The organism is Streptomyces sp. NPDC048506, assembly GCF_040651315.1.
GTDB lineage: Bacteria > Actinomycetota > Actinomycetes > Streptomycetales > Streptomycetaceae > Streptomyces.
This window is the reverse complement of sequence record NZ_JBEZIX010000062.1, coordinates 1-13,074: the sequence shown is the minus strand read 5'-3', so window position 1 is coordinate 13,074 and position 13,074 is coordinate 1. Positions and strand designations below refer to the sequence as shown.

The following is a 13,074-nucleotide window of genomic DNA, read 5'->3' as shown; positions in this document are numbered from 1 at the left end:
CGGCCGGGCCGCGACCACCTCGCGCGGCAGCCGGCCCCGCTCCCGCATCACTGACCGCCGGCCATCCGCCGGCTCTCGCAGCCAACGGCGGGTGGTACGACAACGACGAACAGGACGACGGCATGCCGGCGTCCGATCGTCCGTGCAGAGACGCCGGCTGGGCGTCGTCGGTCGAAAGGATGAGGAAATACCGCTGTGAGGTATGCCTGAAGGCAACGTCAGATCAGCTCGTGGGTGCATTTGCCAGCCGTATGGCCGCTCTTAGGATCTGCCAGATGCAACGTCCCGATCCGGCGGTCCTTGCTGCTGCGCCGAACAACGAGCCGACAGCGCGGCTTCCCTCTGGCCATGAGGGCGATTCGAATCGTCTGCCGTATCCACACCGACTCAGGCTCTTCATGGCCGGCCTGCGCCCTCGGACATTTCGTTGGTGGTGGTGGGGATCCAGGAGAGAGCTACTGCTGGATATCGGCATCACCACCGTGGTCACGTTGGTGAACGTGCTGTACGTCGCAAATGCCTCCTGGACGATTTCAGGTCTGTCCATACGGTTCCTGGGAATTGTGGTGGGTCTGGCCTTGATTGTGCGGCGCCGCTGTCCCGTTGCCGTCGCCGTCGCGGCGTTGGTGCTCGCACCGCTTCCGTCTTTCACGCCCCGCGCCGCGTTTCCGATCGCCCTGTACGCCGCGGCTCGGCGCGGGGGCTCGCGCGGAGTCGTGGTGGTGGTCTCCGGTGCCGCCTTCCTGGCCGAGACCGTCGGCAGGTCCTGGTCCGTGGGTTGGCAGCCCGGTCACATGCAGTGGTGGCTGGCAACCTACGTGGATCTCGGGCGAGCGGTACCCGCTCGGCGGCACCGTGGAGCGCACCGCCTACCGACTCGTACAGGAGGCACTGACCAACGTGCACAAGCACGCCGGCAACGCTCCCACCGTTGTGCACCTGCACTACCTCCCTGGCTGGGTATGCGTCACCGTGGAGAACGACGTTCCCCCGGCGCAGCCGCAGCTGGACCTGCCCAGCGGTGGCCACGGTCTGAACGGACTTCGTGAGCAGATCAGCGTCCTCGGGGGAACCTTTCTCGCCGCAGCGGGCCCTGGGGGCGGATTCCAGGTCCGTGCCTGGATTCCCGCGGTGGAGGAGGCGGCATGACCATCCGCATTCTCGTCGTCGACGATGAAGAACTGTTCCGCTGCGGGCCCGAACCGCCCCAGCCGCACGCAATGCTCGTCGGTGGCGGAGTGCGGCGGCTTGACCGGCAAGGAGCGACCACCCCGAAGGGGACCGATCCGGGCGGGCGCGCATGGGGTGTCGCGCCCGCCCGTCTGTCGGTGTGTCAGGCGAGTTCGGCAAGGACGCTGCTGATGCTGGTGAGGGCGGCGTCGAGGTAGTCGGCTTCGAGGCCGTGGGTGATGCGCAGGTGGTGTTCGACGCCGAACTGCGCTCCGGCACCGACGAGGACCTTGCCGTGGACGCGCAGCGCGTCGGCGACCTCCAGACTGGGGCGGGGGAGGTGGTACCGGACGAAGGCCAGGGCCGTGGCATGGGGCGGCACGATGGACAGCAGTCCCTCGTGGTCGTCGATCCAGTTCTGGAGGCGGGCGTAGCCGTCGCGGACCAGGGTGCGATTGCGGGTCAGCAGCCGGTCACGGGTGGCCGGGGTCAGGGCGGTCTCGGCGAGGTGCATGGAAAGCGTGCTGGCGGAGATCGTGGCGTATTCGTGGCGCCGCCAGGTGGCATCCACGACTGCGGGCGGTGCGACCAGCCAGCCCAGGCGCAGCCCGGGCAGACCGAAGGCCTTGGACAGGCTGCCGACGCAGACGGTCTTGTCGTAGCGGCCCCAGAAGGTCGGGGTGGTCTGGTCGGTGAGGCGTTCGGTGCCGCGGTAGACCTCGTCGGCGAGGATCCAGGCGCCGACCCGGTCGGCGGCCGCGATGATCGCCTCGATCTCGGGTTCGGTGAGGATGGTGCCGACCGGGTTGTTGGGGTTGGTGACGGCGATGAGCTTGGTGTCTGGCCGGACCAGGCGGTCAAGGGCGTCGAGGTCGGGGCGCCACTGGCGGTCGGGGTCGAGGGGGAAGGCGTCGACGTCGGCGCCGGCGTTCAGTGCGCAGCCGCGAACCTGGCGGTAGCCGGGTTCCATGACGACCACGTGATCACCCGGGCCGACGAGGGTGGCGACAGTGATGGCATTCGCCTCGGCGGCGCCCACGGTGACCAGAACGTTGTCGGCCGCGGCAGTGTGCCAGTCGGCGATCAGCGCGCGCAGGGAGTCGGTTCCGCCCACCGGCGGGTAGTTCAGGTCGATGGCCAGGAGGCGCCGGATCGCGTGGGGGGCGTCAGTGAGCAGTTCGCCCAGGCCGACGGGGTGGCAGCCGCTGTCGGCGAGGTTGTGGGCGACGCTGCGCTCGTAGCGGGACTGCCATGCTTCGAGCTCGAACGGTGTGAAGGACATGGTGGCCTCTTCGACGTTTGGTGTGCGGATGGAGTGGAGGTGGTCGGGGCGCGGTGGGGTGTGGGGTCAGGGGTGCTTGAGTAGGCGGGCGATGGCGAGGTCCTCGATGCCCAAGCCGATCGAGCGGAAGAAGACCGGCTGTTCACCGGACGGGAGCGGGCAGGTGCCGGTGACGAGCTCGGGCAGGTCACCGCGGAGCTGCTCGGCGGACCACAGGCCCCGTTCCACAGCGAGGACCATTTCCCCCGCCGCCGTGGTGACGGTCGGCCGGTAGTCGCCGTACACCTCCATGGCGGGCAGTGCCGAGGGCGGGATCTCGTGGGCGCGGGGCGCGTTGGTGCTGATCGATGTCACGACGGTGCCCGGCGGCAGAGCTGCCGCGTCGATGACGGGCTGCGCCGCCGAGGTGCAGAGCAGCACGACATCCGCGCCGGCTGCGGCCTCCTCCGCGCTGTCCACCACTGTCACGCCGTCTGGAGCACTGGCCCCGGTCAGCGACGGCGAGTACATGCGCACCGAGGTGAACGCGCGGACGGCGCGGGCGTAGCGCAGGTGCGCGTGTGCCTGAGAGCCGGAGCCGATGACGGCGAGCGTGGCGGCCTCGGGCCGGGCCAGGTGGTCGACGGCGAGGGCGCTGGTGGCGGCGGTGCGCTCCAGGGTGAGCGCCTGGGCGTCGCACAGCAGCAAGGGACGACCGGTGCGGGTGCTCAGTACCAGCGTCCAGGCGGTGACGACGGCGCTCCGGCCGGTCCGCGGGAGGTACGGGGAGATCTTGAGCCCGTAGGTGTCGTCGAGCGCCGCCTGGTAGGCGATGACGTCGCCGCCGCCAGGCAGAGGCGTGAGAGTCTGGGGTGGCTGCACTGCGGAACCTTCGGCGAGCTTGCTGAACGCGGTGCGCAGCGCGGCCAGCACATCGTCGGGCGGAAGGTGGGGCAGACGCTCCGTCGCGGGTATTATGTTGCTCATGGTGGGCAACATAGTGCGCATGAAGGGGAGTGTTGTGTCAACACCGTCCGAGAGTGGCCCGACCCCGCCGTTCATCGAGCGCCTCGGCCGCGAGGTGCGCAGTCGCCGTCAGGGTGCGGGTCTGACCGTCCAGACGCTGGCCGACAACGCGGGCCTCAGCCGGCGGATGCTCACCCAGATCGAGCAGGGCACGGCCAATCCGAGCCTGGTCACCGTCGACAAGATCGCCCGCGCTCTGGACGTCGACTTCGCCACCCTGATCGCCCCGCCCGCCGCCGAACCGTGCCACGTCTCCACTGCGGTCGAGGTCTGGAGCAGCCCCGCAGGCAGTCGCGCTCTGCTGCACGTCACCAGTGCCCGTCGCGGCGGCCCGGAACTGTGGGAGTGGACCCTGGCGCCCGGTGATCACTATCTGGCCCAACCCGACCCACCGGGTTCCGAGGAACTCATCCTCGTCAGCACCGGAACGCTTCTGCTGGAAACCGAAGAGCGCTCGATCCCCCTCGACGCAGGAGCCTCCGCCCGTCTGGCCAGCGACCGTCCCTACGCCTACAAGGCCCCTGAAGACGGCGGACCGGTCACTTTCGTCCGCGTCGTCGAACTCGGTGCTCCCCGCACGCCCTGACCACTGGGCAGAGTCGACGAGGTGCCCGGCGCCGCGGGCCGTGCGCACTTCCGGCCGGAGAGTCGGCCGTCGTCCTGGGGTGACCGCATCTTGGGGTGGTCGCATCCTGGAGTGACCTGGCTTGGGGCAAGGTCGCGATGCACCGCTCGGGAGGCAGCCACGTGCCACTCATGCTGTCTCCCCGGGGGACGGCCGGCCGGTGGCCGGCGCGGCCGGAAGGAACTTGCCGGCCTTCGCGGCCAGTTGATCTCGGAGGTACTGTTCAGCGTCGTCGGGACGCATGCGGGCGAGGGCGACCATGCCCGTGATGACGACGTCTGCGACCTCGGCGTGGACGTCCTGCCAGGTGTGGCTTTCGCCCTTGCGGGGGTTGGTGCCGCGGGCACCGATGACGGCTTGGGAGGCTTCGCCGGTCTCCTCGGCAATCTTCAGTACTTGCAGGGTCCACTGCTGTGCCTGGTCCAGGCCGCATGCGTCGTCGTGGGCGTCGAAGCGACGGGCAAGGCGGACAACCGTCTCCCAGATGTCCTCCTCCACCGGGCCGGGCCCCACCGACGGCGGCGTAACCTGCTGCGTCCTCGTGGTCATCGGCCACCGGCCTCTGCGAGGACCGCTGCTTCGGCGATGGTCTGTGCGGCGGGGAGCCGGCCCGGCCACTGGAAGACCAGGCGGGAGGAGGTCTTGTCCAGGACGTACCCGCTGGGAAGTTCGTGGTCGGGCGTGCCCGCGGGGTGCACGGTCAGCTGCGGGTCGCCGGTCCCGCGCACGTGCTGGTCCCAGGACCGTACGCAGGCGGCCATCCGCTCCGTCAGCTCCGCGCCGGCCGGGCCGACGGCGTGGACGATGAACTCGGAGCGGCACTCTTCAGGCGTCCCTCCTTCCTTGACCAGGACGTGAGTGAGGTAGGCCAGTGAGCCGTCCTCGACGGTGGCGGCGGCATCCGTGCCGCGCGGGAGGACTGGGGTTCTCCGTCGTGCTGGATCAGTACGCTCTCGCCGCCGTACAGCACCGCGAGCAGTTCCTCACTCCCGCCCGGCCGGGAAGCGCTGCCTTGCCGTGGTGGCGTGCCGGTCGGGCCCGTTCCCTGGCTCGTCCCAACGGTCATGACCAGCCCGTTTCCGTGTAGCGGCGCCCTGCGCGGATGCCCTCGATGGCGGCCCGGGCATAGGGCACGGTCTGCGCCGGGAGACCGTCTGGAGGCCACCAGCGCCAGCCCTTGCACTTGTCCGGCTCCCGGACTTCAGGAGTCCCTGACCACCGGCGGGCCCGGAAGACCAGCTGCATCCGGGGCCGGCCGCCGGGTGTGTCCACGAGGTGCACGACGTGGGCGAGTTCGACGTCGCCGGGCTCGATCAGCAGACCCGCCTCCTCATGTGCCTCGCGGACGAGGCACATGAGGGCGGACTCCTGCTCGCAGTGACCGGCCAGGAAGTGCCAGATGGAGCCTGCGTAGGCGGAATCGGGGTGGCGCAGACCGAGCAGGACCTTGCCGTCGGCGTCCTCCAGGTAGAGATGGGCACCGATGACGTTGAGGACGGTGCTTCCGCCTCTGGACGGTGTTGAAGGGGGGCTGGGCCGGTCGGCCGGGCTGTTGTTGCCGGCAGCCCCCTCGGCGGCGGTCCCCAGGCCGTCGAGGCGGAGCAGTTCGGCGTGGCGGCGGATCAGGTCGCGGGTCGAGGAGGCCATCCGAAGGCGTGACAGGGCCTCTGGCCGGAACCAGTGCAGCATGGCGCCTTCGGTCAGGTTCAACGTCGCGGGGTCGCCGACCCAGTGGCCGGTGAAGATCTGGACGGGGACGGTCCTGCCGTCGCTGTCGCGCGCCTCTTCCACGGCGAAGGGGGCGAGGTCGAGGAGGTCCAGACCGGCCTCCTCTCGCAGCTCTCGTCTGGCCGTATCCTCCAGGGACCTGTCGCCCGGTTCACGGCCGCCGCCGAGCAGCGACCACGCTCCTGGCTCCCAGATTCCGGGAATGTCGTCCCGCAGGTGCAGCAGGTATGCGCCGGCCCTGTTGTAGATCAGCGTCGATGCGTTCGCCGGCGGCCGTTGGTGGGGCAGGGCCGAGTCGGTCGGTGTGGTCTGTTCGGTCACGGAAGCACCGTCCCGGGGTCGGAGTCGGAGGCCACGGGGGCGGCCTGGTAGCCGGCTGCCTGGAGGGTGAACATCTGGGCGTAGTCGCCGCCGAGGGCCATGAGCTGCTGGTGCGAGCCGGCCTCGGTGATCCGCCCGCCGTCGAAGACGTAGATCCGGTCGCATTCGACGACGCTCGCCAGCCGGTGCGAGATCAGCACGGTGATCTGGTCGGCCCGCGCCTTGTTGCGCAACACCGCCTGGTAGACGGCGTGTTCGGCCTTGGGGTCCATGCTGGCGGTGGGCTCGTCGAGCAGGAGCACGGGAGCGTTCTTGTACAGCCCTCGTGCGACGGCGATCTTGGCCCATTGGCCGGCCGACAGCTCCTGGCCGCCCCGGAACCGTTTGGACAGCACCGCCTGCCAGGTGCCCGGCAGACCGGCGATGACCTGCTCGGCTCCGGATGCCCGCGCCGCGTCCAACGCCCGTTGAGGGTCGGTCTCGGTGAGCGTGCCGCGGGAGACCGTGAGGTTCGCCAGGGCGCTGAAGGGAAAGTGCACCGGGTCCTGGAGCACGGTGGCGACACGGGCTTGCAGCGACTCGGAGTCCATGTCCCGCACATCCACCCCGTCCCAGCGCACCGTGCCTTCGCCTGCCTCGTACAGCCCGGCGATCAGTCGCGAACAGGTGCTCTTCCCGGAGCCGTTGACGCCCACGAAGGCGACCGTCTCCCCGGCGTGCAGCGTCATCGAGACACCGCTGAGGGCGGGCGTCTCCTTGCCGGGGTAGGTGAAGCCGACGTCCTCCAGAGTGAGGTCTGCGACGGTGGCGGGGGCGGTCTGCGCCCGTCGGCGGGGTTGCAGGCCACGGCAGCGTTCCTGGAACCTCAGCAGGTCATCGACCCACATGGCGTGCTCGTAGACCAAGTGGGCCACGTCCACGAAGCGCGTCAACGCGGTCTGTCCGGTCTGGATCGCCAGGACCGCGCCGGCACCGGCGGCGAGGGGCAGCCACCCGGAGATCAGCATGGCTCCCAGGGCGACATACGTGACGCCGGTCCCGATCCCACCCACGGCCCGGCCGGCCAGCGTCAGTACGGCGGAACTCACGCCGAGGTGGGTGTCCTCGTCGGCGATCCGGGCGGTCAGCCGGCGGTGCTCGTCCAGGATGGCGTTCTGGGCGGTGTCGGAGCGCAGTTCGGCGGCGGCATCCCGCTCCAGCAGCAGCCAGGAGAACACCCGCACCCGGCGCTGGAGCGAATTCCACCGCTTGAAGCTGTGGAAGCGGGCCCGCGCGGTACGTACTGCCGCGGCGCCCACCGGCAGGACGGACAGCAGGAGCAGGGGGAGGAGAGCGGGGTGCAGTGAGGTGAGGACGCCGGCCGTCCCGATCAGACCGAGGAGCGTGGAGGCCAGGGTGACGACCTGGCCGACGATCTGCCGGGCGTAGAACAGGCCGCGGTCGGAAGCGCGGTAGGCGTCGTCGTGCCAGTCGGCATCGTCGACGACCTCCAGCCGCACGTGCGCGGTCAACCGCAGGAAGTCACACTCCAGCGCGGTACGGATCTTCGGCGTCACCCGGGCCTGCGCGACGGCGACTCCGGCCTCAAGCAGCGCCCGCGCGGACAGGAACCCCACCACGAGCAGGATCTGCGGCACCGCGCTGCGGACCTTGTCCGGTGTCGGCCCATGGCCGAACAACTCCCGCAGCACCCCCACCGACGCCACCAGACCGAAGGCCGCCGTCGCCGCCGAGACCAGCTGCAACACCACGACCGCCACTGTGGCCGACCGGTCGGCCTGCCACGCCAGCCGACCGATCTGTCCCACGATGCGCGGCAGCCGTACCAGGACCTCGCCAACCGTCGACTTGGCCGCGGCGCCGTCGTAGACCGACCAGTACGCCTCTTCCAGCTCATCGGCCACATCACCGTCCCCCGGTGCCGTGGGCACAGCTGCCGGCGGAAGGCCCAGCGGCTCCTGGCGAGGGCCGGGCAGGTCCGCCCGCTGCCGCGATGGCGGGGCCGTGGCTTCTTCGTCCGCACTCATGCCCACCACCACGCATCCGGACGGGATGAGCGCAGTGCACGGCGAGAAGAGGCGTCAACAACGCGCCTGGGCAGACCGGCCGCCGGGGGCGTGGGCTGCCGTCGTTCGAACCGAACAGGACGATGCGTGAGGGCGAGCGCAGGATTCATGACTTCTCCAGGAGATGGCGAGGGGTACAGGTGCTCTAAAGAACGGTCCGTTCCGCTCCCCGTAACGGGTGACGAAGGGGCAGATCGTGGACGGATGTTCTCTTCAGCGGTCGAGGGCAGACAGGGCCTTGATTGCGGGGCGGGGCGGGCACTCGAACGGCATGTTCATCCCTTCGTGGGATTGCCTCGCTGTGGTTGGCGCGGGTCCGGGCCGCGTCCACCGCCCGATGCTGGGCGCGTCACCGCACCCCCGGAGCGCTGACCGCGGAATCGTTGCGGGCACGTCTGGGTGGGGTCGCGGGGGAGTGGCGCGCGTTACCAGGAGCAAGACCACCTCCGGCGGTGCCAAGAGGTGCTGCGCAACTGGGGCTTCGAGGCGCTGGAGGTCCGAGGCCCCGGCGGTCGCCGCCACCTGGAGGTAGAAGTCGCGTGAAGGCAGCGGCGGACCGCAGCGTGGCCGGCGCCAACCTGGCTCCGAGCGCGGACGCGGGGTTGCTGGGACCGCTTGGTTGCTGTCCTCTGCCGCCGTACAGCGTGACGGCGTCGACATGAGGGACCACTGCCAGATACCGAACCGAGGCCGGCTGGGACGCGCCCCCCTGGTGAGCGCCGGCAATGGCTCACCACAGGCGCCCTACACACGGTCACCGATCTTGTCTACGGTGGGCACCGCAATCCGCACAAGAGACACGGAGGACCCGTGGGCGCATTACCAGCAGCGCAGGCCAAGCACCGTAGCCCCATCGGTGACGACGGGCATCAGCCCAACCGCCCCGTTCCGCCGCCCCCGCCCCCGCCGCCGGCCCCGGACCAGAAGTAGCCGACGCCGTGCGCGCGCCCGCGGCAACCGCCGCCCGTACCCAGCAACTGCTTGACCAGGTAACCCAGTTCCTCGATCGCCCCGTACCGCCCGCCCTTGAGCGGGCGCTGCGCACGGTGCCTCGACACCTGTTCCTTCCCGAGCGCGTCTGGTGCAGCGACGGGCAAGGCGGCTATGACCTCTGCGACCGCACAGTGGATCCGGACCGCTGGCTGGAAGCGGCGTACTCCGACGTATCCCTGGTCACGCAGTTCACCGACAGCCTGCCCACGTCCTCGGCATCGATGCCGTCGATGGTGCTGCGCACGCTGCTGCTCGCCGGTCTGGCCACCCTGTCCCGCCCGCTCAACGTCGCGGAATTGGGCACCGCCACCGGGTTCAACGCAGCTTTGCTCTGCGCCCTCCTAGGCGATCAGGCAGTCACCACTATCGAGTTGGACGCGGCGCTCGCGGACGTGGGGGAGCGAAACCTGCGCGCGGCAGGCTACACGCCGAAGGTGGTCCGCGGCGACGCTGCCGCCGGCTGGCCGGACCGCGCGCCCTACGACCTGATCCTCGCGACGTTCTCCGTCGACCGTCTTCCTCCCGCCTGGACAGCACAGACCGCGCCGGGCGGACGCATCATCACCCCCTGGAACTCGGCCTGGTGCTGCTACGGCACCCTGGCACTGACCACACATCAAGACGGCAGCGCACAGGGTCGCTTCCACCGCTTCGCGGCCTTCATGCCCATGCGCTGCCCCCACCCCGCCCCCGGCACCCCAGGCCCGACCACCCCGGACGGCCCCCCGCAGACCGCCACCAGCACGCTCTCGCCGTGGGCCGTCGCCGGCGGCGACCTGGACGCCGAATTCCATGTCGGTCTCAGTGTTCCGGGCGCCTCCTTCGCCTGGGACACCAGTGGCGACCACGCCCCGGTGCGCCTGGAAGTGGCCGACACCACCGGCCCATCCTGGGTCACCGTCGACTACGACGGGCATCACAACGACCGGTTCGCCGTCGCCCAGTCCGGCCCGCGACGCCTGTGGGATGAGATCTCGGCCGCATACGACCGTTGGCTGACGCTCGGCCGTCCGAGCGTCGACGAGCACGGCCTCACCGTAGACGCCACCGGCGCGCACACCCCATGGGTAGAAGCAGCCGGACGAAGGCACGCAATCGACCTGGCACGGTGTCCCGGGCAGCCTTCCGAGCCCCAGAGCTTGACGCCGCCCGCGCGGTCCGCGCGACCCGTCCGGATCGACAAACCATCACCCGGCGGTACGCCGTAACGTGGGACAAGTCCTCGTGACGGGGCAGGCGTTCAGCCACCCCACCCACCACGAAGCGGCACGAAACCACTGCGCATGGGATGACCGGCCAGTTCACGTGACCGCTCAGAAGGGCACAGCCAGTCCGGCCTCTCGCAGCTTGAACAGTGCTCGGCCCATGCACTGCGCCACCGACGCCCCATCAGCCCGCATCCCGCCCTGGAGCGGTCCACCGCCGGCAGCGAAGGTCCATGCAGGCCGGCCCTCCTGCATGCGTTCTGCATCGACTCTGATCATGGCCCCCACACCCTGCTCACCGAGCCATTCAAGGATGAGCAGTACGGCATCCTCGACACCGCTCTCCAAGTCCACCTTCGGCCACCGGCCCTTTGCGTTGGTCATGGCCACGACCCTACTCAGGGTCCGTCAGACCCGGCCGGGAGCCGCCGGGGACAGACGGACTCATCCAGTGCGCGGCAGGGAAGTCGTAGAACATCAGCGGTTCGGCCTCGTCGTCGAGGGACTGGTGTACAGCTTCGAGGGGCTGTACGGCTTCGAGAGGCTGGCGGGCCTGGCTCAGCCCCCGGATCTCTTCGGCCGGCGACAGATGTTTCTGTTCTGGCTCACCGTGTTCCTGCTCTTCTCCGGCCTGGGCGGCTTCGCCGACGATGGACGCACGCTCATCGTCGCCCGCTTCGTGACGGGAGTCGCCGCCGCATTCATGACTCCTGCCGGGCTGTCCATCATCACGACCGGCTTCGGGGAAGGGTCACTGCGCGACAAGGCCCTCCTGGTCTACTCCGGCACCGCGGCCGGAGGGTTCTCCATCGGGCTTCGCGCTCCTCACCGTCTTCGTACTGACCGAACGCCGGGCGGCCGCCCCGCTCGTGCGGCTGGGGATCTTCCGCAGCGGCTCCCTCGTGCGCGCCAACCTCGCCGCTCTGGTCTTCTCCGGTGGCTTCTTCGGCTTCCAGTCCATCGCCGTGTTGTATCTGCGGGAGCTGCGCGGCTGGTCCACGGTCCAGACCAGCCTCGCGCTCCTGGTGATCGGCATCGACGCCGCACTCTCACCCACCCTTACCCCCAAACTCGTCGACCGCTTCGGCAACGCCCGGGTCATCCTCGGCGGCCTCGTGCTGGCCGCGCTGTCCTACGCCCTGTTCCTGCCGGTCGGCGAAGGGGCCGAGACGGCAGGGGCGGCGCGATGAGCCCCGCAGAGATGGAGGTGGCGCCATGGCGCTGAAAGCGCGCTCCTTCTCCGACGTGGAGAGCGAGTTCTTCCAGTACATAAGCGACATCGCATACGCGACCATGATCACCGTCGACAAGAAGGGCCGCCCCCGGGCGCGCATACTCCTGCCCATCTGGGAGGTCATCGACGGCCGCCCCGTCGGCTGGCTCGCCGCCTACAGGACACCGGTGAAGTCGGCGCATCTGGCGAACAATCCGCACACCACCTACTCCTACTGGAACCCATGGCAGAACGCCGTGTTCATCGACAGCGTCTCCAGGTGGGTCGAGGACGAGCCCACCAAACACCACGCGTGGGAGCTCTATCGCAAGGGCAGCCCACCCGGGGTCGGCTACGACCCCCGCGGCTACTGGCGCGGCGGACCGACGGACCCGGAGTACCACCTGTTGCGCATCGACCCATGGCGGGTGCAGGCGCCGCGCGGAAGGGACTTGCGTAGCCGGATCTGGACCGCCGAAGGCGGGGCGTAGGGCCCTCAGTGCGCCCCCGGCCACGGCCGAGGGCGCACTCCCGCGCGTTTCGATGATGTCCCGGTGATCGCGTTCAAGGCGTCGGCGGCCTCCTCCAGCGTCATGCTCCGCGCCACCCGGGCCCGCCTGAGCGCCGAGGTGTCGAGGTGCCCGCCACGCCCCGGGCTGCGAAGTGGGCATTGGCTTACTGGCTGGCCGAGCAGATGATGACGGTTCCCTCGGCCCCGCGCTCGGCGTCTACCGAATCTGGCGGGACGTCGCCTGGGGCTTCGACTATCCAAGGAGTTGCAGTCGGTCGCCGCGTGTGCGGTCAACCTCAATGATTGGTAAGAGAGTTGGGGCGTCCCGATCGAGAAGCTCAAGGAAGGAGGCGGTCGAGGCAGCCGCGCACTTCCTTTACCGGCAAGCATCGGCTGATCGTGACTGATTCTCGGCTCGCGACGTCATCGGACGGTCTGGGCCTGTGCGGTGAGTCCGAGGGTGCGGAAGGCCACACGCTGGTCGAACCACAGCAACGCCACCGTGGTGCCGGCCATCACCACGCTGATCGCGACGTGCCCGACCGCCGAGGTTATCGGGGCACCGAGCGCGGAGAGCAGGAGGTGGACTCCCAACCGGAGCGCGACCAGCCCGGCCAGGATCTTGCGGGACCGGGTGTTGTTGAGCATGGCCCGCACCACCTTGGCCCGCCGGCGGAACACCGTGAGCCCCACCATCATGTTGACCGCGCCGAACGCGATGAGCACCATCCACGCCTTGTCCCAGGCTTTGCACAGGTCGAACGCCGCGCCGGCGATCCCTTCGAAGGCGAAGAACCACACTGGCAGCGGCTTCACCCCGTCCAGGTTCTCAGCCCGTTCAGGGTGAGCCGTCTCGGTCTGGGTCACGTCCGCTGGAGTGGTGTATCGACGGCCACTCGGTGATCTCGTTTTGAGGCTATGCGGTGAGTTCGGTGGGCAGGGTGGTCTCGTCGGT

General features: G+C 69.7%; 12 protein-coding genes and 1 pseudogene. 5 read left to right on the top strand and 8 right to left on the bottom strand.

All coding sequences use genetic code 11. The features are described from left to right. Nucleotides 1-855: 855 nt before the first annotated feature. A complete protein-coding gene (locus AB0C96_RS36370; RefSeq protein ID WP_362923665.1) occupies nucleotides 856-1,149 on the top strand; it encodes an ATP-binding protein in 294 nt (97 codons plus the stop codon). Between the two features lie 184 nt (nucleotides 1,150-1,333). Here AB0C96_RS36370 and AB0C96_RS36365 read toward each other — a convergent pair whose 3' ends face one another. Both AB0C96_RS36365 and AB0C96_RS36360 read right to left on the bottom strand, forming a co-directional pair. After that, entirely contained in the window at nucleotides 1,334-2,452 is a 1,119-nt protein-coding gene (locus tag AB0C96_RS36365; RefSeq protein ID WP_362923664.1) for an aminotransferase class I/II-fold pyridoxal phosphate-dependent enzyme, read from the bottom strand. Nucleotides 2,453-2,518: 66 nt separating this feature from the next. Next, on the bottom strand, nucleotides 2,519-3,418 hold the full coding sequence (locus AB0C96_RS36360; RefSeq protein ID WP_362923662.1) for an ornithine cyclodeaminase family protein: 900 nt from the start codon (nucleotides 3,416-3,418) through the stop codon (nucleotides 2,519-2,521). On the opposite strand from AB0C96_RS36360, the gene AB0C96_RS36355 reads away from it, so the two are divergent. Continuing rightward, a complete protein-coding gene (locus AB0C96_RS36355) occupies nucleotides 3,417-4,043 on the top strand; it encodes an XRE family transcriptional regulator (RefSeq protein WP_362923660.1) in 627 nt (208 codons plus the stop codon). The genes AB0C96_RS36360 and AB0C96_RS36355 overlap by 2 nt on opposite strands. 168 nt (nucleotides 4,044-4,211) lie before the next feature. Here AB0C96_RS36355 and AB0C96_RS36350 read toward each other — a convergent pair whose 3' ends face one another. The 4 genes from AB0C96_RS36350 to AB0C96_RS36335 form a co-directional block, all read right to left on the bottom strand. Then, complete coding sequence (locus AB0C96_RS36350) at nucleotides 4,212-4,631, bottom strand: MazG-like family protein (RefSeq protein WP_362923658.1); 420 nt, start codon at nucleotides 4,629-4,631, stop codon at nucleotides 4,212-4,214. After that, the gene (locus tag AB0C96_RS36345; protein WP_362923656.1) at nucleotides 4,628-4,843 is read right to left on the bottom strand and encodes a hypothetical protein; all 216 of its coding nucleotides are present in this window, start codon (nucleotides 4,841-4,843) and stop codon (nucleotides 4,628-4,630) included. The genes AB0C96_RS36350 and AB0C96_RS36345 overlap by 4 nt, the downstream gene beginning before the upstream one ends. 301 nt (nucleotides 4,844-5,144) lie before the next feature. After that, the gene (locus AB0C96_RS36340; RefSeq protein WP_362923654.1) at nucleotides 5,145-6,131 is read right to left on the bottom strand and encodes an NUDIX domain-containing protein; all 987 of its coding nucleotides are present in this window, start codon (nucleotides 6,129-6,131) and stop codon (nucleotides 5,145-5,147) included. Beyond that, nucleotides 6,128-8,158, bottom strand: a complete 2,031-nt coding sequence (locus AB0C96_RS36335; protein WP_362923652.1) for an ABC transporter ATP-binding protein — start codon at nucleotides 8,156-8,158, stop codon at nucleotides 6,128-6,130. Before AB0C96_RS36335 ends, AB0C96_RS36340 begins: the two co-directional genes overlap by 4 nt. Nucleotides 8,159-9,135: 977 nt before the next feature. Here AB0C96_RS36335 and AB0C96_RS36330 point away from each other — a divergent pair. Next, a complete protein-coding gene (locus AB0C96_RS36330) occupies nucleotides 9,136-10,398 on the top strand; it encodes a methyltransferase (RefSeq protein ID WP_362923650.1) in 1,263 nt (420 codons plus the stop codon). Nucleotides 10,399-10,503: 105 nt separating this feature from the next. On the opposite strand, the gene AB0C96_RS36325 is transcribed toward AB0C96_RS36330, so the two are convergent. Beyond that, nucleotides 10,504-10,779: a hypothetical protein gene (locus AB0C96_RS36325; protein ID WP_362923648.1), complete on the bottom strand. Its 276-nt coding sequence runs from the start codon at nucleotides 10,777-10,779 to the stop codon at nucleotides 10,504-10,506. Nucleotides 10,780-10,963: 184 nt separating this feature from the next. Here AB0C96_RS36325 and AB0C96_RS36320 point away from each other — a divergent pair. Together AB0C96_RS36320 and AB0C96_RS36315 are read left to right on the top strand one after the other, a co-directional pair. Continuing rightward, nucleotides 10,964-11,552: pseudogene (locus AB0C96_RS36320) on the top strand (hypothetical protein); the annotation flags it as partial. A gap of 58 nt (nucleotides 11,553-11,610) precedes the next feature. Further along, nucleotides 11,611-12,099, top strand: coding sequence for a pyridoxamine 5'-phosphate oxidase family protein (locus tag AB0C96_RS36315; protein WP_362923646.1), 489 nt, complete (start codon nucleotides 11,611-11,613; stop codon nucleotides 12,097-12,099). Between the two features lie 443 nt (nucleotides 12,100-12,542). On the opposite strand, the gene AB0C96_RS36310 is transcribed toward AB0C96_RS36315, so the two are convergent. Beyond that, the gene (locus AB0C96_RS36310) at nucleotides 12,543-12,935 is read right to left on the bottom strand and encodes a hypothetical protein (protein ID WP_362923645.1); all 393 of its coding nucleotides are present in this window, start codon (nucleotides 12,933-12,935) and stop codon (nucleotides 12,543-12,545) included. Nucleotides 12,936-13,074: the final 139 nt, after the last annotated feature.